The following is a 22,425-nucleotide window of genomic DNA, read 5'->3' as shown; positions in this document are numbered from 1 at the left end:
GAGATTAAGAGATTAAGAGATTAAGAGATTAAGAGATTAAAAGATTAAAAGATTAAAAGATTAAAAGATTAAAGAAGTAATTATTTGATGATTTGTTTGTACAGTAGGGACATTAGATAGCTTTGTTTTTACATAAATATATCTACTGCCCCTACAAATCTGTCTACTGTTTTTAAAATTTTTATCTTTAAATAAATTAAAGATTCTTCGAGGAACGAGGAGAATCATCCACAATTGTGCATTGTAAATTGTGCATTGTGCATTGAACTTAAATATGCCCTTTAACACCCATAATTATGCAAGGGTTTTTAGCTGGATCCATCCATTTCATTACTTGTAAAAGGTCTGTTTCACTCATTGCTACACAACCAGCAGTGCCACTTGTACCTTGCCTCCATAGATGGAGAAAAATACCGCTTCCTTTTCCAAGCTGTTTATTACCATAGTAATTAAAGTCTATGACTGCAGCGTATTTATAGAGAGGTTGTTTCCATAAAGATTCAAAATCGTACATTCTTTCAACAGGATCATCTCCATCATAGTGTAACCAAATATTGTATTCTTCTAATATAGTATTAGAAGCCCAGTAATCACCAGTAGTTGCTACTTTATATGTAAACTTAACACCAGGATTTGAAGCAGTTCCGAACATAAATGGGAAACCATATTTACCAGTGGGGGTAGTTTTATCACCTTGTGTTCTGTTGTCATTAAAACCATTTTTACCAACAACTGATTTTCCAGAATAAACAACTTTCCAATTTCCAGATACTTTTTCATAAGCAGTATATGTTGATTGTAGAGTTCCGTAGCTATCTGCAAGAACAACTAAAACTTGTTCAGAATTTCCAGGGTTTGTATTTATATCAGGTATGCTTGCTAAGGTGTTATTTTCAGCTGCTTCCACTTTAGCTTGAGCATCAGCTTGGGCTTTTGCATCCGCCTCTGCTTTAGCTTGAGCATCAGCTTGGGTTTTTGCATCCGCCTCTGCTTTAGCTTGAGCATCAGCTTGGGCTTTTGCATCCGCCTCTGCTTTAGCTTGAGCATCAGCTTGGGCTTTTGCATCCGCCTCTGCTTTAACTTGAGCATCAGCTTGGGCTTTTGCATCCGCCTCTGCTTTAACTTGAGCATCAGCTTGGGCTTTTGAATCTGCTTCTGCTTTAACTTGAGCATTAGCTTGGGCTTTTGCATCTGCTTCCGCTTTAGCTTGAGCATCAGCTTCAGCTTTTGCATCTGCTGCCGTTTTAGCTAATTCAGCTTCTTTTTCTTTTAAAATCTCTTCATAATCTCTTACGCACTTTATTGTGTCTAAGATATCTTTTGTTTCTTCATTGTAATTCCCGGATTGTAATAAAGAATTGTTTTTTTGTAATTCTTTGATAATTGAGGTAGTTTGTCCACCATAAATACCATCAATATTTAGATCAAAACCAATGTTATATAAAGATTTTTGTAATGATAGAACTTCATTACCGGTTGAGTTAAGGGTTAGTAATATTTTTTCTTGGACTATTTCTTTATCAACTTCAGGAGAAGATTCTTCAATTGATTTTTGGGTATTTATAATATTTTTTGATATGGTGTTTTTTGTATTGTTACTTTCAGAAGAAATAGTAATGGTTTCTAGAGTTTCAGTAGGGTTGTTTGCTGAATTGAGTGGTGAATTAGTTTTTTGACAACTTATAAATATTGATAAAGTAAAAAAAACAAATATGAAAAAAATCATCTTTTTCAAAGTAAAATACCTCCAAATTTGATATTGATTACATTATGATAAAATTATATACTATATTAGCACAAAAATCAAAATCTTCTAGCTGTGAATAAAGTGCAGTATACCTTGATTTAAAAACTTTAGAGCCCAAAAAAGTATTGATTTACATCAATACTTTTTTGAAATAGAGACAGTTATTGTATGTTTGTTTTTTTTATGTCTTTGTAAATTTCATAGAATTTTAAAATTAATGCAATTAATAAAGCTAAATTACAAATAAGGGCAAGGGCACTTGCAGCAAAGATTGAACTTCCAAAATAGTTTTTCATATAATTATTTGTTCCAAAGAATAGAAAAGTTGTCCAAACTATTTCAATTATCATAAAAAAGCAAATAATAAGAGCATTATAGATTGCTTTGAAATCTGGTACTAATATAATAATTGCAGTTATAAGAGTACGCATTGGTACGAAAAAATAGAAAAGAGCAAAATCTATACTTTTTGGTTGGATTTTCATATAGGTTAGTACATATGTAAACCATAAAAATTCAAATAAAGTTAATATAATTACTGAAATATATAAAATTAGAAATGAAATCCCTTTTAGTATTTTTTTAAAACTATTCTTATTAGTCATTATTTCACCACTTTTTAAAATGTCTATTATTTTATCATTATTATATCACACTACATTAACATTAAATTCATAAAATAGTCAATTAATATTCATACACACTATTTTGTAATCCATTTTTAACCTATAGAATAAAAATTATCTCTAATATGTTATTATGGAATTATTTAAAAAATATGATTTTATATTGTAATCTACTACTAGAATTTGAGGAGGATTTTATGTTAAGTGTTAAGGATTTATCAAAAAAATACGACGATTTTTTAGCTGTAAATAGTTTGAGTTTTACAGTTGAAGATGGGGAAATAGCAGTATTACTTGGACCAAATGGAGCTGGTAAAAGTACTACAATTAAATGTATAACAGGATTATTGAGATACGATGGCGAAGTAAAAGTCAACGGATTTGATAACAAAGGACAAGATGCAAAGAAAATATTTGCGTACATACCAGAATCACCTTCTTTATATGATATGCTTACAATCGATGAACATATTCAGTTTATTGCAAAAGCTTACGGAATAACTGAATATAAAGAAAAAGCTGATGAGTTATTAAAGAGATTTGACTTAGAAGATAAAAGAGGTAAGTATGGAAAAGAGTTATCTAAAGGAATGATGCAGAAAGTAAGCATTTGTTGTGGATTGATTGTAAATCCAAAGGTTGTACTATTTGACGAGCCAATGATTGGCCTTGACCCAAAAGCTATAAAAGAACTTAAAAAAGTATTTATCGAATTAAAAGAAGCTGGGGCTACAGTGCTTATTAGCACACATATAATTGATAGTATTGATGAAATATGGGATAGAACATTAATAATGAATAAAGGAGAAATTGTTCTAGCTAAAACAAGAAAAGAAATTGAAGAAAGCGATGAAAACTTAGAAGATATGTTCTTTAAAGTAACGGAAAGCATTAATAATTAGCAATCTTTATTAATAATTTGCAATCTTTATTAATAATTTGCAATCTTTATTAATAATTTGCAATTTGCAATTTGCAATTTGCAATTAAGTTCAAAAGATAAGTTCAAAAGATAAGTTCAAAAGATAAGTTCAAAAGATAAGTTCAAAAGATAAGTTCTAGACAAATTAGAGGGAATTGAAAATTAGGATTAAAGGAAAATGTAATGAACAATTTGATTAATTATCTATTATGTGGATAGAATTCTAACTGTGTATAAATATTTAGACATAGAAGGAGTGCTTTTATGAAGTGTAATAGAGTGGAAGATTTGTCGGTAGAATTTGCTATACAAATTATAGAAGTGTATAAATATCTCGCTTATGAGAAAAAAGAATATATTTTATAGAAACAGTTATTAAGATCAGGTACTAGTATTGGTGCAAATGTAAAAGAAGCATTAAAAGGTCAAAGTAGAAAAGATTTTTTAAGTAAAATGTATATAGCTTTAAAAGAGGCAAATTGAACATTGCAAATTGCAAATTTGTTTTAAAAAAAAGAAGGGGGAAAACATGGGTCCTTTATTTTATATTATGAGAAGAAGTTTTATCAATCATATAAAAGATTTAAAAAATAAGCCAGCTGCTCTTATTGGGTACATATTGCTTACAGTTTTTGTTGTTGGGATGATTGTGATAGGACTTGTAATGCCTAGTGAATCTAATCAATTGCCGTCAGTAGAATTATTTGAGCTTATTGTAGCTGGAGTAGTTTTATTTATGAGTTACATATTTATTAAAGCTGGTCTTACGAATGGTGCTTCATATTTTAGACAAGCTGATGTAAACTTTGTATTTGTGTCACCGTTTTCTACGAAGAAAGTTTTGGTATATGGATTTATAAAAGAACTATATAAGACTTTTTTGATTATGTTCTTTTTTGTATTTCAAATATCAACATTAAAAAGTGCTTTTGGTGTTAAGAATTCAGGATTAATTTTAGTCTTCGGCGGACTATTTATATTAATATTTGCGTTATCAATAACTAGTATGTTAATGTACTCATTTACATCTAAATCAAAACAGGCTAAAAAAAGATTTGAATTAGGCATGAGAGGATTTATAATAATTTTAATTGTATTTTTTATGTTCTTTTTTATGCCAGATAAAGATATTTTAGGTGCTGCTGAGTCTGTATTTGCATCTAAAGTTTATGCCTTTATACCATTACTAGGGTGGACAAAGGAAATAATCATGGGTGGGATAACGGGAATAACAACGATGACCATTGTTTCAATAGTATTAATGTTTCTTTATATTGTAGGAGCTATTATGCTTATTTTAACTGTAAATGCTGATTACTATGAAGACGTTCTAAAAGCTACTGAGACCTTAGAAGAGGTATATGAACTTAAGAAACAAGGAAAACAAATGTTGTATATGAAAAATAGAAAAGTTAGAAAAGTAAAGGGAGAAATAACTGCAACAGGTGCTAAAACTATTTTCCAAAGACATATGCTTGAGTATAGAAAATCGGGATTTTTCTTTTTAGATGGAGCAACTATAGGGGTGCTTTTAGGAGGATTAATTTTTGGGTTTTCTATGAATAAAGCAGGCATGGGAATAGAACCTATGTTGTATTTTTCAATATATATGCTGTTTATATTCTCCTTCCAAGGTAAATGGATGTACGAAATATCAAAACCCTTTATATATATGATACCTGCATCTTCTGAAGCAAAAGTATTTTATGCAACTCTTGCTGAAAATATAAAACATTTTGTAGATGGAGTTATTCTATTCGTAATTGGTGGAATAATAACAAAATCAGACCCACTAACAATAGTATGTTGTATTATAGTGTTCACTAGTTTTGGGGCAGTATTCACCTACACAGATGTATGGTGTAGAAAAACTTTTGGAGGAGTGCATAGTAAAGTCTTTCAGGCGATTTTTAGAATACTTATAATGTTAGTTGTATTAGTCCCAAGTATAGCTATACAAATTTTCTTAAATATTAGATTTGAAGATTTCTTCTTTGGCAAATACTTGGGATTTTGTGGAATGATAGTTTATAATGTGATTTTAGCTGCCATATTATTGGTAACTAGTAAATCTATTTTTGAGAAATACGAAATGAAATAAAATAATTTTAAAATAATTAAAAAAAACCATTGAAAAAAATGAAAAAATGGGTAGAATATATAGTGTAGAGAAAAATAATTTTAGCAAAAATAGCCTAGAAGTTCTTACAGGTTATAATTAATTTGTAACTTCTAACCTAATAACATAAAAACCCAAGATTTTATCTTGGGTTTTTTTATGGTTGTTTTTATATTCCATTTTCTGTAGATAAAGAGAAGTTTTGAACCACAAAAGTAGCCCCTAAAATAAGTAAAGCACCAACTAGTTCATAGATAGTAAGTAATTCACCTAAAATCAAAAAGGAAAGAATTAGAGCTGAAATAGGGTCAATATAACTTAATATAGCAGCTGTTCCAGCTGAAGCTTCCTTAATGCCGCTAAAATATAAGTAATAAGCAATACCGGTATGTACAACTCCTATAATAAGGATATAAATTACTGATGTAGTATCTATAGAGTGCAGATTATTTCTATAAATTATAAAAGGAATAAGAACAATTAAAGAAGAAAATAATTGTATTTTAGTTCTTGTTATATTTGAAAAGCTTTTAACTAAGTTGTTTAGAATTATAACGGAGCAATAAAAAACAGCAGCAGCCAAGCCGAAAACAATGCCTTTATCATTTATTGCATTAAATTCTCTAATATCAAAGTTACCTGTAATAATAATAAAAAGCCCATACATTGAAATTAATACACTAACCAATTTAAATAAATTAAAGGGTTCTTTTAATATTAATGGAGCAACTAAAATTACAAGTACCGGAGCAAAATAATAAGATAGAGTAGCATTTGCAATGGATGTCATTTTATAAGCTTGGAATAGCAAAACCCAATTAAAACCCATGGCTACACCTGATAGTATTAGCAATAGCAAATCTTTGTTATTTGACTCTTTGTTTATAAATCCAAAATTTTGAGAGTTTGGAAGTTTTATATCTAAAAAGCCTGTACCATTGGAAATTACATCGAAACTGTTTGTTCTCGATTTTAAATGAGTAAATCTAGAAAACAAACCAATAATTATATAAAAAAATGATGCTATTAGTGCTCTGAAAAAAGCAATTTCCATAGCTGGTAGATTAATATTTTTCACAAAAAGTCCTAAACTACCCCAAATAATCATTGCAAGAATAATTTTAATAGATGATTTCATAAAAAGCCCCCTTTTCGTTAAGAATATTATATTATAAAAACTTGTCCAAAAGAAGAGAAATATGTGTTTTATAAATTATTTATAAAGAGCGTAAAAGAGTAGTTTTGTATGAATTTACTATTAATGATGTTGTTAATTATTAAAGTAAATAGTAAAATAGTATTGTATAAGAAAATAAATGTAGAAATTTGTAGAAAATATTTGTGGGTTTTTTATAGTAGTATAAATTTAAAAAAATATTGGTAATAATGAAAGGAAATGCAGAGCTATGAAAAAAATAATTGTTTTGGTTTTAATGGTTTCAATATTAAGTGGATGCTCATTAATAAAAGGCGATAAAGCAAAACAAATGAATGGTTTTGACGATAGTAATTCCGATAATGAAGAGAGCCTTGAAGTAATTAAAGGAAATGATAGTTTTTACGTTGTTATAGATTCAGAAAACTTACCTAATATTTCAAACTATAATAGTAATGAAGGATTTATATATTTTTCAAGTGATGCTGATGATATTTCAAAAATTAATCTAGAAAATGGAGAAATATCTCAAGTTTTAAATGAGAAAGCATTGGATTTAATTGTTATAGAGGATAGGCTCATATATAAAAAAGAGAATAATAAAATAGTAATTGTTAATCTAGAAAGTGGAGAGAAAGTAACAGAGATAACATTAGAGATTGCTTTTGATTTTGTAACCTTAGAAGGTGATGATTTATATTATATTGAAGCTAACAATTTGAAAAAGAAAAATATTATTAGTGGAAAAGAAGAAATAGTATTCCAGTTTGGAAGTCTTAATATTAGTATAGATGAATTTCTTGGCAATAAATTCGATAAATTGTTCTATAAATATAGGACAGAAGGTCATATTATGATTGGTTATTTTGATTTAGAGCAGGGTGAATGGATAGATTTAGCATCTATAGACAGTGATAAAGTACCTAGAAATGTTTTTAATATACAAAATGATTATGTGTATTTCATAGAAGTTTCATCAACAGCAACATTAAAAAAGATGGATTCCACAGGTAATATTAAAACGGAATTAACTAGTATAGATATTAAAGATTTTATGATAGAAAATAATCATTTGTACATTATGATAAATGATGGAATGTATAGTGATTTGTATCTTGTTGAAGGAGAGAATAAAACTTTAATAGAGAAAGATGTTATAGAATCAGAAATATCTTATGATGAGATATATTTTGTAAAAGTAGTAGAGGAAAATAATAGTTTGGATTGGTCCGTTTGGAAGGCTAATTATAAAGGTGAAAATAAATGTCCTATATTAAATTTTGATGATAAAATAATTAATGGATTGAAAGTTACAAATGAAGATATTTATGTAGCTCTGCAGGATGAAATTAGTGTTTATAGTAAATTCTTAGAGCCACTTTACCAAATAGATGGCTACAAATTAGCATTAACAAAAGCAGGAGAATGTATTTACTTTATGGGTGATAATAATAGACAAAAGATATTTGCACCTGTTTTTTTAGAAGATGGCAATACATCGAATGAAGCCAAAGATGTAGAAAATGATGTTGATACTGAAGAAGTTGAAAACCCTGTCAGTGTAGATACGGAAGATAATACTGAAATAGGTAATAATACTGAAACAGATGAAGATATATTAAGTGATGATGAATTTAAGATAAATGAATTGATTCATAACTTTGATTATGAATGGGAAAATTTCGCTAATGATAGTGTCAATGAAGTAGAAAAATACTTGACTAAAGATTCAAAAGTTCATAGTTTTATAGAAAATTTTGATTCGGATAATATTGAAGAGGAATTTATACAAATTCGAGTTGACGATGTGAAAGTAAATGGAAATAACGCTGAAGCATATGTATATGAAAAAATTAAAAAGACAACTGGAGACAATGAAAAAATTGTTGAATACAATTGGATATATTATGTGGAAAAAGTTGATGGAGAGTGGCTTGTTGATACTTATAAAAAACAATAATAAATTCGAATGCATAATATAAATTCGAATACACAATATAAATTCGAATGCACAATGCACAATGCACAATGCACAATTGAGGAGGAAATTTTTTAGCGGAGCTAAAAAATTTCTTTTGTTTTATAAAAGAATAAAACCTAAATCTAATGAAATCAAAACCAAACCAAATCAAAGCATATCAAACCAAAGCATATCAAAACCAAATCAAAACAAAGACTAAAACCAAAGCTAAAACCAAAGTTAAAACCAAAGCTAAAACCCCAAATAAAGCAATAATAATAAAAGAAAAGAACAATAAAAACTAAAACAAATTAATAAACCAACGAATAAATTAATGAATCAATAAGCGAATAAATAAGCTAATAAATAAGCTAATAAATACGCTAATAAATACGCGAATAAAAAATAACGACTACTAATAAGTAGTTATTAGTAGTCGTTATTTTTAAGAAATTGTTTCATGTTTTTAAAATTAATTAAAGATTTTCAGAGGAACGAAGAAAATCATCAATAATTGTGCATTGTGCATTGTGCATTGTAAATTGTGCATTGCTCTTAAAGTATCGATCTTAAGTTACTCTGAAAGATAATCTAGTGCTATATTTGACATTACAGCAGAGGCATTATGAAGAATATCTTCATCAACGTTAAAATGAGGATTGTGTTGAGTAGCTGTGATGTTTTTTTCTTTATTATAGTTTCCTACTAAGAAGAAGGAACTTGGGACCTTTTGGGCGAAGTATGCAAAATCCTCTCCACCCATTGATGGGTTTTGTATATCAATTATATTTTCTTCTCCGATTATTTTACTTGCTGATTTTTTTATTAGCTCAGTTATTTTAGCGTCATTTATAAGGGATGGATACTCAAAACTATAATCAAAATTATATTTTCCGTCATGAGCTTCTACAATGCCTTTTATTATGTTTTCCATTTGTTTTGGCATCCACTTTCTTAAGTCAGGTGAAAAAGTTCTTACAGTACCAGCTAATTCTACTTTCTCAGGGATTATATTGTGTGCTGAGCCTGCGTTGAACTGTGTTATTGATAGAACAGCAGGTTCTAGTGGGTCTACATTTCTACTTACTATAGTTTGCAAAGCTGAAAACACTTCATTGGCTATAGCAATAGGATCTATAGTAAGGTCAGGATGAGCAGCATGGCCTCCTTTACCTGATATGGTGATATGGAACATATCGGGAGAAGCCATAAGAGCGCCGGATTTAACACCTATCTTTCCAGCTTCAATTTTGCTCCAAACGTGGGCACCTATAGCTGCATCTACCTTAGGGTTATCTAAAATACCAGCATTTATCATCCTTTCTGCTCCACCTTCTACTTCTTCGGCAGGTTGAAAACAAAATTTGATATTGCCGTGAATATATTCTTTCATTTCAGCTAAAATCATAGCAGTTCCTAAAAGCCAAGTGGTATGAGCATCATGGCCACAGGCATGCATTTTTCCTGGATATTTTGATTTGTACGCTACATCGTTTAACTCCATCATTTCTAAGCAGTCCATATCTGCTCTTATAAGTAAAGTCTTCCCAGGGTGAGATCCTCTTAAAACCCCAATTACTCCTGTCACACCTACATTAGTGGTAACTTCTAATCCTAATTTTCTTAGCTCTTTTTCAACCAAAGAAGAAGTTCTTATTTCTTGCAATCCAACTTCAGGATGTGCGTGAATATCTCTTCTTATTTCTACTAGTTTCTCATTTATTGCTAACGCTTTTTTCATAATTATATCTTTGTACATAATTTGACCTCCTGAGTATAGTTCTATTAAGGATATTATATCACTTCAAACTCTACTATTCACATTATATAAGCAAAAAAGAGCATGATTAGCAATGTGCAATGTGCAATGTGCAATTTGCAATTTGCAATTGATGTTGAGTTTCTTCCTTTTGGTCAGAAACTCTTTGATTAGTTCAAAGAAATTTAAAGATTAAAGGACTAAAGGATTATAAGGTAGACGGTGGGATAAGATTAGTGTAGAATTTATTATTTTTATTTAATATTTTTAGAAAAAAATAAAAAAAGATTATAAAATACTTGATTTTTTAATTAAAATATAGTAAACTTAAATTAAGTTTTAAATGACATTTAATTTTGATTTAAAACTTATAAAAACTCAACATATACTCACATAATTAAGCTTTTTAGTTTTGATTTAATTATTTCTCGGTATTAGCGATTAAAGTCTAATACTCAAAATTAGGTGCTTTGTTTATGTAGTGCAACCATTTCATCAGATGATGAAATACCTGACATTAAAAGTGTAGCGGATTTCTACACTGGCACTATATAAACGAGGCACTTTTTTAATGAAATGCACAATGCACAATGTACAATGCACAATTAAGGATGATTTTTTTAGCGGGGCTAAAAAAATCTTTTATTTTGTAAAGATTTAAAGATTTAGACAATAAGACAATAAAACAATTTAATAATTGAATGATAAAATATGAAAGAGTAAAGAAGTATTTATAATATTTAATTTTTTTTTTATAAAATACTTGATTTTTACGTTTAAAAGTAGTAAACTTAAATTAAGTTTTAAATGTAATTAAAATTTATATTTAAAACTAAGGAACTAGAGAAACATAGTTTTTAGTTTTTAGTTTTTAGTTTTTGATTTAATTGACAAGAAAATATTAGTGATTAAAATCTAATATTAAAAAAAATAGGTACTTTGTTTATGTAGTGCAACCATTTCATCAGATGATGAAATACCTGACATTAAAAGTGTAGCGGATTTCTACACTGGCACTATATAAACGAGGTACTTTTTTAATGAAATGTACAATGCAAAATTCCAATGCACAATGCACAATGCACAATGCACAATTAAGGATGATTTTTTTAGCGGAGCTAAAAAAATCTTTTATTTTGTAAAGATTTAAAGATTTAAAGATTTAAAGATTTAAAGATTTAAACAATAAAATAATAAAATAATAAAATAATAAAACGGTAGCCTGTTTCAAAATAACATTTTGAGATGGGCTATTTGATGTTTTTAGTATTTTGGTTATGGTTTGTAGTAGATTGATTATATGCTGATTAAATTAAAGGTTTTCTGACCATAGGGAAGAAAATCATCATTAATTGTGCGTTGTAAATTGTGCATTGTGCATTAAAAAAAAGATGCCGTAGGGCATCTTTTTAAAACTACATCATAAGTGGAGAACCAGGTCCTAATGGCAATTTAAAGAAGTACCAAAGTAATAATTGGATTGTCCATACAACGAAGAATACAAGTGTGTATGGTAACATATTTGCTATTAGGGTACCCATTCCAAGGTTTTTATCATATTTTTTCGCAAAAGCAACTAATATTGCAAAGTATGGTAATAGAGGAGTGATTACATTTGTAACTGAATCACCAATTCTATAAGCCATTTGAGTTAAAGCAGGGTGGAAGCCTAGTAGCATAAACATAGGAACAAATATTGGTCCTAGTATAGCCCATTTAGCTGAGCAACTTCCTACTAATAAGTTAAGTAAAGCTCCTATTATAATGAAACAAATAAGTAATACTGGAGCTGGTGCGCCTAAGTTTTGCAAGAAATTAGCACCTTTTATTGCAAGTATAATACCTAAATTTGACCAACTAAAGTAACTTATAAACTGAGCTATTACAAAAGAAAGGACAATGTATGGACCCATTTCTGACATAGCTTGACCTAAGTAACCAACAGTATCTTTGTCACTCTTTATGCTTCCTGATACTTTACCATAAACATAACCAGGGATAAAGAACATTAAAGTGATTATTGGAACTAAACCTTTCATAAGTGGAGAAGAGAAAGCTATTAAAGAGCCAGTTTCTGGTTCTCTTAGTAATCCACCTTGAGGAATAGCAAGTGCAAGTAATACAATTATGAAAATTAAAACAGATAGACCAGCATATTTTAAAGCTTTAGTTTGCTTAGCAGTTACTTCTTCAATATCATCTACAGCAATATCATCGCCACTACCCATTCTTGGAATAACTACTTTATAAGTTACCCAAGTTGCTGCAGCGGTTATTGTGAATGTAGATACGATAAGGAAGTACCAGTTACAAGCGGGAGTGATTTGGAAATTTGGATCTAAGATTTGTGCAGCTGATTGAGTGAAACTAACTACTAAAACATCTAAAGAGTTTACAGCTAAGTTTGCACTAAATCCACCAGCAACTGCGGCATATGAAACCATCATACCAACGATAGGATTCATTCCTACAGCTGAGAATAGCATTGCAGCAAGTGGAGGCATTACTATAAATCCAGTATCTCCAGCTGCATTTGCCATAATTGATACGAAAATAACGATTACTACTACAAATGGGCCTCTTACATCTCCAAGAGTTTTTCTAAGCAGGGCAGAGAAAAATCCAGTTTTTTCAGCAAGACCAACACCAAGTATACTTACTAAAACAAGAGCTAAAGGTGCGAAGCTAGAAAAGTTACTAACGGCATTCATAAGCATTTGTTGTATACCAGATTTAGATAATAAATTTACAGATGTAATAGTTTCACCAGTTAATGGGTGAACAGCCGACACGCCAGCTAATGAACAAATAAGAGAAACTACAAGTACAATTGCTGTAAGCCAAACGAATAAAGTAAGTGGTTCAGGTAATTTGTTTCCAGCTCTTTCAAGGCCGTCTAAAAACTTGTCAAAGCCTGTTTTCTTTTTTACTTCTGTTGAATTTGATGCTTTCATAAAAAATCCCCTTTTTTTATTATATATTAAGCAGCCTAATTTTATTATCAGATCTACTTGAATACTAGATAACCCTTTTTAAAAAACATTGTGTGAAGTTTGGAAAGTGCAATGTGCAGTGAAAACCTTTAAACCTAAAATCAAAAACATTAAGATCTAAAAATCTCAAAATGATGAAATGGTAAGTAGTCAAAGTACTAGATCATTTAAATGTTAAAGCGTTAAAGAATTAAAGCATTAAAGCATTAAAGCAATAAAGTGCTAAAGGTCAGAAAAATTAAAACCTTAATTTGGCATAGACGATTTTTGTTTTTATGAGAAATTGATAAGATGCAATTTCTTATTATTTACGGTCTTGTTCATTAAGGTTTTAATCTCAAAGCTCTTAATCTCTTAAATCTTTTAACTTCACTCTGCACTCTGTACATTGCACTCTAATGTTTTAAAAAGTACTCTGTGTTTTATTTAGAAAGGTAGTTCACTGCAGCTATGCTCATTACAGCAGATGCTTTGTATAGAATATCCTCATCAATATTAAAGTGAGGGTTATGAAGTGAATAAATTGCATTTTTTTCTTCATTATAAGTTCCTACTTGGAAGAAAGTAGCAGGTACTTTTTGCGCAAAGTAAGAGAAATCTTCTCCACCCATTGTAGGTTTTGGAATTTCAACTACGTTATCTTCTCCAAGAAGTTCTATACTGGATTCCCTTACTAAATTAGTCATTTCTACATCATTTATAACTGGTGGATAGTATGGAGTATAATTGAATTCATAGGTAGCACCGTGAGCTTCTGTTATACCTTTTACTATTTGTTCCATTTTTTTAGGAACCCATTCTCTCATTTCGTTTGTTAAAGTTCTTACTGAGCCAGAAAGTTGTGCTTCATCTGGAATTATATTGTGAGCTGTTCCAGCGTTGAACATAGTTACAGATAAAACTACTGGTTCTAGTGGATCAGATTTTCTACTTATTATAGTTTGGAAAGCAGTATATATTTCAGAGGCAATAGCTATAGGATCTATAGAAATATTTGGTATGGCTGCATGTCCGCCTTTTCCTAATATTTTTAATGTGAACATATCAGGGGCTGCCATCAATGAACCGGATTTAACTCCTATTTTACCAGCGGCAATTGTAGGCCAAACATGAGCGCCTATTGCTGCATCTACTTTTGGATTTTCTAAAGCTCCATCTTTTATCATTCTATCAGCGCCACCGGCAGTTTCTTCTGCTGGTTGGAAACAGAATTTAACGTTTCCGTGGAGCTTGTCTTTCATTTGAGACAAAATCATAGCTGAACCTAAAAGCCAAGTAGTGTGAGCATCGTGTCCACAAGCATGCATTTTGCCTGGATTTTGTGATTTGTATTCAACATCATTTAATTCCGTCATTTCTAAGCAGTCCATATCAGCTCTCATCAATATTGTTTTGCCAGGATAATCACCTTTTAGTGTTGCTACTATTCCAGTGACTCCTACATTAGTTCTTACATCGAGACCTAATTTTTCTAATTTTTCAGCTAGTATGCCAGTAGTTCTTATTTCTTGTAGGCCTACTTCTGGATGAGCGTGAATATCTCTTCTAATAGATATTAGTTCATCTTTTATCTCGGTTGCTTTTTCCATAATTAAATCTTTATACATTTTTGAAAGACTCCTTTTTATTTTACTTCAATTATATTGAATATAATAATTTTTATGTATTGACTATCATTTAAATATGCAAAAATATAGTAGAAATGCATAATTACACTTAGAATTATAGAAAGATAATAAATGGATGTCAATAGTAATTGACTAAAAAATTAACATATTGTTAATGAAAGTTTTAAAGACATGTTAATTATTTAATAAAAGTATAAAATATTTAATAAAAATAAATAAAAATAGAAAATGAGAATAAATTTAGAGAAAAATGTAAAAAAACTTATGTGCTGTGCATTAAATTAAAACTACATTCCCCAAACATCAGAGTTAGTAGTTGAAATTGCAGTTGCACCTGCATTTAAAGCGGCAATTGCATCTTCTTTTTCGCATACTAAGCCACCTGCAATTACAGGTATGCTAATTTTATCCATAACCCAACCAATTACTTTAGGCATACAACCTGGTAGTATTTCAATACAATCAGGTTTTGATTGAGATATTAATTTATCTAAGTTATGAAAAGACATGGAATCAACTAAGAAAAATCTATGAATTGCAAAGATATTGTGTGCTTTTGCAGACCGTATCATATTTGCTTTTGTGCTAATTATTCCATCTGCATTGGTATGTTTTTTAACAAAATCTATAACGACATCTTTATTAGAACTGCCTTCAAGTAAATCAACATGGATAAAGGCAAATTTATTACAAGCCTTAACTTTTTTCACTATATCACCTATATTAACTATAGTTCCATAAAGAATAAAGACAACATTACAATCAGATTCAATTACTTTTTTTAAACCTTCATCGTCTTTAATACATGCGACAATAGGGTTTTCTTCAAGTGACTCCAAAAATTTTTTTTTCATATAATCATCATCCTTTTTATTATTATTTTTAGGATACTATAATATTAAGTTTAATTTATGTAGCTTAATTATACATAAGAATCTATTTAATTAATAGTACCCTTTTAAACTATTGCATAAAATTGAAATATAGTAGTATTTTTCTAATACATATTATTAAGTTCAGAAAGTAAGGTTGATTTTATACATTCATTATAAATCATCAATTCGTTAAAACAGCATCAATAAAAAAAGTAATTAAAAATTAAAAAAACTATTGACAAGCAATGAAAACGATTATATACTTAACTTAGTTACTAGAGTATAGAGGAAAGTAACTCCTGACGGGAGTATACTTTCCTTTTTTTTACGCTCATTTACGGTAACTTATTACAAAAAAAACTCTTTATATAATAAATGTATAAAGAAGTAAATAAATAGGGGGAATTGTAATGAATATAACAGATTTTAAAATGGATTTCTTTTCTTTGAAAGGTAAAAATGCAATCGTAACTGGAGGTAATTCTGGTTTAGGTCAAGCATTTGCATTAGCCTTAGCAAAAGGTGGAGCTAATTTATTCATTCCAAGCATTATGGAAGATGACGGAACAACAAAAGAGTTAATTGAAGCTGAAGGCGTTAAAATGGAATTTATGAAAGCTGATATAACAGAAAAAGGAATGCCAAAAAAAATAATAGAAAGTTGTGTTGAAACTTTTGGTTCAATTGATATTTTAGTTAACTGTGCTGGTATTTGTAAAATAGCTGAAGTACTTGATTTTGGAAGAGATGAGTGGGATCCAATGATAAGTGTTAACTTAACAGCAGCATTTGAGTTAAGCCATGAAGCAGCTAAATTTATGATTCCACAAAAAAGCGGTAAAATAATAAATATATGTTCATTATTTTCTTTCTTAGGAGGACAATGGTCTCCGGCTTATGCTGCAACTAAACACGGATTAGCAGGATTCACAAAAGCATATTGCGATGAACTTGGACAATACAATATTCAAGTAAATGGTATAGCACCAGGATATTATGCAACAGATATAACTTTAAAAACAAGAAGTAATCCAGAAACTAACCAAAGAGTACTTGACCATATTGCAGCAGATAGATGGGGAGAAACTATGGATTTAATGGGAACTACAGTATTCTTAGCTAGTAGAGCATCTGACTATGTAAACGGACATATATTAGCAGTTGATGGTGGATACTTGGTAAGATAGTTTCAGGGCAATGCACAATGTACAATGCACAATGCACAATGCACAGGATAAAGAAAATGCACAATGCACAATGCACAGGATAAAGAAAATGCACAGTGCACAATGCACAATGCACAATTGCGGATGATTTTGCTACGCAAAATCTTTGAATTAATTAAATAATTAAAGATTATCCACCACAGAGACAGAAACATCCACAATTGCAAATTGTTTAAGATCTAAGGTTTAAGGTCTAAGGTTTTAATTGCAAATTGCACATTGCAAATTGCAAATTATCTAAGGTTTAAGGTTTAAGATCTAAGGTCTAAGGTTTTAATTGCAAATTGCACATTGCAAATTGCAAATTATCTTTTAAAAAGAAGGGTTGTTGAGAAGATGACTAAAAAATATATTATTGGTGTTGATGGGGGTTCTCAAAGTTCTAAGGTTGTAATTTTTGATCTTGAAGGTAATATTGTTTGCGAAGGAAAACAAGCTTTAAAACCTATGCATTTAGCTGAGCCAACTGTAGTAGAACATCCTGATGATGATTTGTGGGATTCTATTATTGTTGCAAGTAAAAGAGCGATGGAGAATTTCAAAGGAAATGTTGAAGATATAGCTGGGTTAGGATTATGTACTATTCGTTTTTGTAGATGTTTATTAAAAGCAGACGGTACACTAGCTCAACCTGCTATGAGTTGGATGGATGCAAGAGTATCAAGACCTCACGAACAAACAAATCCTGAAGTAGCTTATGTTACTACTACATCAGGATATATCACTCATAGATTTACTGGGAATTTTAATGATACAGCAGCAAATTATCAAGGTGTTTGGCCTATGGATACAGATACTTGGCAGTGGATTGAAGATGAAGAAAAGTTCAATTGTTATAATATCCCAAGAGAAATGCTATTCAATTTACAAATGCCAGGATCAATTCTAGGTACTGTAACAGAAAAAGTAGCTAAAGCTACAGGTATACCTGCTGGAATTCCAGTAGTTGCAACCTCTAATGATAAAGCTGTTGAAGCATTAGGCGCAGGTACTTTATCAGAAAAAACTGCTCTTATATCTTTGGGTACATATATAGCGTCTATGATACATGGCCATGATAATCCAAAGAATACAAGCAATTTCTGGACTAACTTTGCATCAACTCCAAATAACTATCTGTATGAAAGCTTTGGTATTAGAAGAGGTATGTGGACAGTTAGTTGGTTTAAAGATATTTTAGGTGAGGATGTTGTTGATAAAGCAAAAGAACAAGGTATTGCACCTGAAGAATTGTTAAATAGGGAAGCTTCTGACGTTCCAGCTGGTAGTGATGGACTTATGACAATATTAGATTGGCTTGCGTCACCAAGTGAACCATATAAAAAAGGATTAATGATAGGCTTTGATGGCCGTCACAAAAGAGGACATATGTATCGTTCTATATTAGAAGGAATTGCCTTAACTATGAAAAATCATATTGATGGAATGTGCGAGGAACTTGGCATTAAACTTGAAAATATAGTTGTATCTGGTGGTGGCTCTAATAGTGATTTGTTTATGCAAATTTTCTCTGATATATTTGGACTTCCTGCTTCAAGAAATGTTGTAAATGGTTCAGCAAGTTTAGGATCAGCAATTTGTGTTGCTGTTGCTACAGGAGTGTACAAAGATTATGAAGAGGCTATAGAAAAAATGGTTAAAATAAGAGATACTTTCCAGCCAAATTTAGATAATACAGACTTATACAATAGAATGAATAATGAAGTATACAAAAATATTACTGTTCATACTGATGAAATATTGAAAAAATCGTATCCTATTTTTAAGTAATTTTTAAAATTATTTGAATTTTTAGAAAAATAAACATTGACAAGTTATAATAAATATTGTATATTTAAGTTAGTTACTAGAGCGCAGAGAAAAGTAACTTCCAATTGGAAGGTTACTTTTCTCTGTTTTTTTGTGTAAAAAAATAACAAACAATAATTAATGATTAATTTAGAATCAAAAGATAATAGCCGGCTAGTTTTGTTAGTTAATGATTAATAAATAAAAGTGAGGGGTTAAATTATGAGTTTAAGTAGAGAGCAGATTGTAGAAGATTTAAAAGGAATATTACCAGTAGAGAGAGTTATTACTGATGAAGAAGTATTAAAAAGAAGTAGTCATGACCGTTTTAGAAAACTTCAAGATATACATGAAATTTATGAAATGCCAATACCAGCTGCTGTTGTAAAAGTACATAGTACTAAAGAAGTAGCAAGCCTTTTAAAATATATGAATAAAAACAAAATAAATGCTGTACCTAGAACTGGTGCATCTGCTACAGAAGGCGGACTTGAAACAGCAGTTGAAAATTCAGTTGTTATTGATGGTTCTGAAATGAATGAAGTAATAAAAATTGATGAGAAAAACATGCAAGTAACAGTTCAGTGTGGTGTTCCACTACAAGAAATTGAAGACAAATTACGTGAAATGGGACTTACAACAGGCCATTCTCCACAATCAAAACCACTTGCCCAATATGGTGGACTAGTTGCTACAAGAAGTATTGGTCAATTTTCTACTTTCTATGGTGCAATTGAAGATATGGTAATTGGGTTAGAGGCAGTATTCCCAAATGGTGAAATTACAAGAATTAAAAATGTTTCAAGACGTGCAGCAGGTCCTGACATTAGACATATAATTATTGGAAATGAAGGAGCTCTTTGTTTCATAACAGAAGTTACAATTAAAATGTTTAAATACTATCCAGACAATAATCACTATTATGGATATACATTAGACAATATGGAAACTGGTTTTGAAGTTTTAAGAGAAGTAATGGTAGAAGGATACAGACCGTCAGTTGCTCGTTTGTATGACCCTGATGATGCAGATTACCATTTCCACTGGGCAGATAGTAAGTGTGTATTAATATTCACTACAGAAGGACCAAAAGAAATATCACAAGTAACAGGAGACGCTATACAAAAGATCATTGAAAAACATGATGAATGTGTAAGAGTTGATGATAAATTAATTCAAGTATGGTTTGAAAACTTAAACTGGGACCCAGCTAAAGTTGCAGAAGAAAGAGTAGAAATCATTGAAACTAATAATATGGGATTCACAACAGAAGTTTCAGGTACTTGGAGTAACATACATGACATATACAAATCAGCTGTTGAAAGAATAAGAAATGAAGTTCCAGACCTTACATTAGTAGGTGGACACTCATCTCATAGTTATATGAATGGTACAAACTTATACTTTGTATATTACTATAATCTTGTTGATTGCAGTCCAGTAGAAGAAATGACAAAGTATCACGACGCAATTCAAGATATTATTTGTGAAGAAACATTAAGATATGGTGGTTCAGTAGTGCATCATCATGGTGTAGGAAAACACAGAACCCACTTTATAAAAGACGAGCATGGTTCAGCTTACTGGCTTCTTGAAACATTAAAGAAATCTTTTGATCCAAATGGAATTATGAATGCAGGAACTATATTACCACTAGACAAATAGGAGTGTTTGAGCACTATGGATATATTAGTTTGTTTTAAAGTAGTGCCTGACTTAGATATGCTATCTCAAAGTGACTGGATTGTTTCTAGTCACTGTGAGGTAGATACTAGCTTTGTAAAACCAATGTTCAATCTTTATGATGAAGCTGCATTAGAATTGGTTCTTAAGCTAAGAGATAAGGTACAGGATGAAAAATTAAATACTACAGCTTTTACAATAGGAAATAGCAATGTTGATAGATTTTTAAAGAACTTATATTCTTTGAAATATGACGAAGCAGTTAGAGTTGATTTAAAAGAAGATATAAGATTTAATTCTTCTTTTGTAGCAAAGATGATTGCAAAATACATTGATAGCAAAAGGGATATTGAAGATAACAATAGAGTAATTGTCCTTGGAAATCAAAGTGGTGTAGGAGATAATGGGAAAACTCCCTTTATACTAGCAGAAATCCTTGGTATACCTTGTATATCAGGAGTAACAGCTATATCACCAGCTGAGGAAGAAAATTGTCTTACAGTAACTTCATCTACAGATGATTCTGAAATAATTCAAGTTGTGAGTACACCGGTGATTTTATCAGTTGGAAATGTTCAGAATGCTTATATTAGGGTTCCAACATTAAAAGATAAAATGGCAGCTAAGAAAAAGGAAATAAAAATAATAGATTTAGCTAATTTAGGAATAGATAAAGTTAAAGAAGAAGAGGAAAACGATATAGAGCTCGTAGAACTTTATTACGATAAAGAAGAAAGAATTTGTGAAATCATAGAAGGTGAAAACCTAAAAGAAAAAGCAAAAAAACTCTATGAAAAGCATTTGAAAGAGAGGTTGACACCATGAGGATAGCGATAGTATTAAATGGATGTTCCACCTTATTAAATAAACAGATAGAAGAATTGAATAGTTTTATATATAGATTTCTAGACAAGAAAGATGAAATCGAAGCTTGGATTTTAGTAGATAGAGAAATTAGTATTAAAGAAGATAATCAAAAGAAAAATAAAAGCATCGAAGAAGGAATTAAATTAATAGATAGAATAAATAGTGTGAAATTCATAAGAACTCAAAAAAGTTATTTAGCAGAAGCCTATTTGGATAGTATAGAAAAAACTTATGAAATGAATAAACCTGATTTATTAATATTCGGAAGTGGTCAATTTGGTTGTGAAATGTCTGTGAGGCTATCTTATAGATTACAAGGATCTTCTTGTATAGGAGTGAAAAACTTAAATATAGAAGAGGATAGGGTTTTAGTTGAAAAGCTAGTTTATTCTAATAATCTTACAGCAAAATTATTAATGAAAAAAAGACCTTATTGTATATCAATTGCAAAAGGATTTAAAGATAAAATTGAAGTGTTAGATAAATTGCCTAGATTTATTGAATTAGATTATAATGCGAATATTTCTTATCCTTGGATAAAAGCTTGCAAAGTAAAATTGAATGAGAAAGAAGAGGGATTAACTTCTTCAGATATAGTCATTGCAGTAGGAAGAGGTATTGGCAATAAAGAAAATATAAAACAAATAGAAGAATTAGCCGAAATGATCGGTGGAGAAGTTGGTGCTAGTCGTCCGGTTGTTATGAGTGCATGGACTGATATGAATAAACTAATTGGTGCATCAGGAAGTATTATTTCTCCGGAAATACTCATTGTAATAGGTGTATCTGGTGCAGCAGCATTCCAGATAGGCATTGAAAAAAGCAAATGGATTGTTGCAATTAATAAAGATGATAGGGCACCTATACTTAAAGGCGCAGATGTTGCTGTTATTGGAGAATATAGAGAAGTAGTGGAAGAGATAGTTAAAATGCACAATGCACGATGATTGAAAAGCAAATGCACAATACACAATGCACAATGCACAATGCGTAAAAACAAATGCACAATGCAGTGCGTCCAGCTAAGCTGGACCATACTAACTGATGAAAGTTCAGTCGAGGTAATTGCCAAGAAG

General features: G+C 30.3%; 15 protein-coding genes and 1 pseudogene. 9 read left to right on the top strand and 7 right to left on the bottom strand.

The window, feature by feature from the left end; translation table 11 throughout:
- Window positions 1–268 precede the first annotated feature (268 nt).
- The gene (locus ACVHXK_RS16350; protein ID WP_461207476.1) at window positions 269–1,726 is read right to left on the bottom strand and encodes a peptidoglycan-binding protein; all 1,458 of its coding nucleotides are present in this window, start codon (window positions 1,724–1,726) and stop codon (window positions 269–271) included.
- Between the two features lie 182 nt (window positions 1,727–1,908).
- The gene (locus ACVHXK_RS16345; protein ID WP_461207475.1) at window positions 1,909–2,352 is read right to left on the bottom strand and encodes a hypothetical protein; all 444 of its coding nucleotides are present in this window, start codon (window positions 2,350–2,352) and stop codon (window positions 1,909–1,911) included.
- Window positions 2,353–2,570: 218 nt separating this feature from the next.
- On the opposite strand from ACVHXK_RS16345, the gene ACVHXK_RS16340 reads away from it, so the two are divergent.
- The 3 genes and pseudogenes from ACVHXK_RS16340 (at window position 2,571) to ACVHXK_RS16330 (ending at window position 5,396) form a co-directional block, all read left to right on the top strand.
- Complete coding sequence (locus ACVHXK_RS16340) at window positions 2,571–3,275, top strand: ABC transporter ATP-binding protein (protein WP_461207474.1); 705 nt, start codon at window positions 2,571–2,573, stop codon at window positions 3,273–3,275.
- Between the two features lie 284 nt (window positions 3,276–3,559).
- Window positions 3,560–3,775 (top strand): annotated as a pseudogene (locus ACVHXK_RS16335) (four helix bundle protein); the annotation flags it as partial.
- A gap of 49 nt (window positions 3,776–3,824) precedes the next feature.
- On the top strand, window positions 3,825–5,396 hold the full coding sequence (locus tag ACVHXK_RS16330) for a putative ABC exporter domain-containing protein (RefSeq protein ID WP_461207473.1): 1,572 nt from the start codon (window positions 3,825–3,827) through the stop codon (window positions 5,394–5,396).
- 187 nt (window positions 5,397–5,583) lie between these two features.
- On the opposite strand, the gene ACVHXK_RS16325 is transcribed toward ACVHXK_RS16330, so the two are convergent.
- The gene (locus ACVHXK_RS16325) at window positions 5,584–6,552 is read right to left on the bottom strand and encodes a DMT family transporter (protein ID WP_461207472.1); all 969 of its coding nucleotides are present in this window, start codon (window positions 6,550–6,552) and stop codon (window positions 5,584–5,586) included.
- 268 nt (window positions 6,553–6,820) lie between these two features.
- Between ACVHXK_RS16325 and ACVHXK_RS16320 the strand changes: the two genes are divergently transcribed.
- Window positions 6,821–8,530, top strand: a complete 1,710-nt coding sequence (locus ACVHXK_RS16320) for a hypothetical protein (RefSeq protein WP_461207471.1) — start codon at window positions 6,821–6,823, stop codon at window positions 8,528–8,530.
- 574 nt (window positions 8,531–9,104) lie between these two features.
- Here ACVHXK_RS16320 and ACVHXK_RS16315 read toward each other — a convergent pair.
- The 4 genes from ACVHXK_RS16315 to ACVHXK_RS16300 form a co-directional block, all read right to left on the bottom strand.
- The gene (locus ACVHXK_RS16315; protein ID WP_461207470.1) at window positions 9,105–10,289 is read right to left on the bottom strand and encodes a M20 metallopeptidase family protein; all 1,185 of its coding nucleotides are present in this window, start codon (window positions 10,287–10,289) and stop codon (window positions 9,105–9,107) included.
- 1,415 nt (window positions 10,290–11,704) lie between these two features.
- Window positions 11,705–13,243 carry an AbgT family transporter gene (locus ACVHXK_RS16310; protein ID WP_461207469.1) on the bottom strand — a complete coding sequence of 513 codons (1,539 nt, stop codon included), beginning with the start codon at window positions 13,241–13,243 and terminating at the stop codon, window positions 11,705–11,707.
- A 461-nt stretch (window positions 13,244–13,704) separates the two neighbouring features.
- On the bottom strand, window positions 13,705–14,889 hold the full coding sequence (locus ACVHXK_RS16305) for a M20 metallopeptidase family protein (protein ID WP_461207468.1): 1,185 nt from the start codon (window positions 14,887–14,889) through the stop codon (window positions 13,705–13,707).
- A 308-nt stretch (window positions 14,890–15,197) separates the two neighbouring features.
- Window positions 15,198–15,764: a glycerol-3-phosphate responsive antiterminator gene (locus ACVHXK_RS16300; protein ID WP_461207467.1), complete on the bottom strand. Its 567-nt coding sequence runs from the start codon at window positions 15,762–15,764 to the stop codon at window positions 15,198–15,200.
- Between the two features lie 431 nt (window positions 15,765–16,195).
- On the opposite strand from ACVHXK_RS16300, the gene ACVHXK_RS16295 reads away from it, so the two are divergent.
- The 5 genes from ACVHXK_RS16295 (at window position 16,196) to ACVHXK_RS16275 (ending at window position 22,296) form a co-directional block, all read left to right on the top strand.
- Window positions 16,196–16,972: an SDR family oxidoreductase gene (locus ACVHXK_RS16295; RefSeq protein WP_461207466.1), complete on the top strand. Its 777-nt coding sequence runs from the start codon at window positions 16,196–16,198 to the stop codon at window positions 16,970–16,972.
- Between the two features lie 375 nt (window positions 16,973–17,347).
- Window positions 17,348–18,781, top strand: coding sequence for an FGGY-family carbohydrate kinase (locus tag ACVHXK_RS16290; RefSeq protein WP_461207465.1), 1,434 nt, complete (start codon window positions 17,348–17,350; stop codon window positions 18,779–18,781).
- Between the two features lie 240 nt (window positions 18,782–19,021).
- The gene (locus ACVHXK_RS16285; RefSeq protein WP_461207464.1) at window positions 19,022–20,464 is read left to right on the top strand and encodes an FAD-binding oxidoreductase; all 1,443 of its coding nucleotides are present in this window, start codon (window positions 19,022–19,024) and stop codon (window positions 20,462–20,464) included.
- Between the two features lie 15 nt (window positions 20,465–20,479).
- Window positions 20,480–21,307, top strand: coding sequence for an electron transfer flavoprotein subunit beta/FixA family protein (locus ACVHXK_RS16280; protein ID WP_461207463.1), 828 nt, complete (start codon window positions 20,480–20,482; stop codon window positions 21,305–21,307).
- Entirely contained in the window at window positions 21,304–22,296 is a 993-nt protein-coding gene (locus ACVHXK_RS16275) for an electron transfer flavoprotein subunit alpha/FixB family protein (RefSeq protein ID WP_461207462.1), read from the top strand. Before ACVHXK_RS16280 ends, ACVHXK_RS16275 begins: the two co-directional genes overlap by 4 nt.
- The last annotated feature ends 129 nt before the right edge of the window (window positions 22,297–22,425 follow it).

Source organism: Clostridium sp. DL1XJH146 (assembly GCF_054819755.1).
The sequence above is the reverse complement of the archived record's forward strand: the minus strand, read 5'-3'. Positions and strand labels throughout refer to the sequence as shown.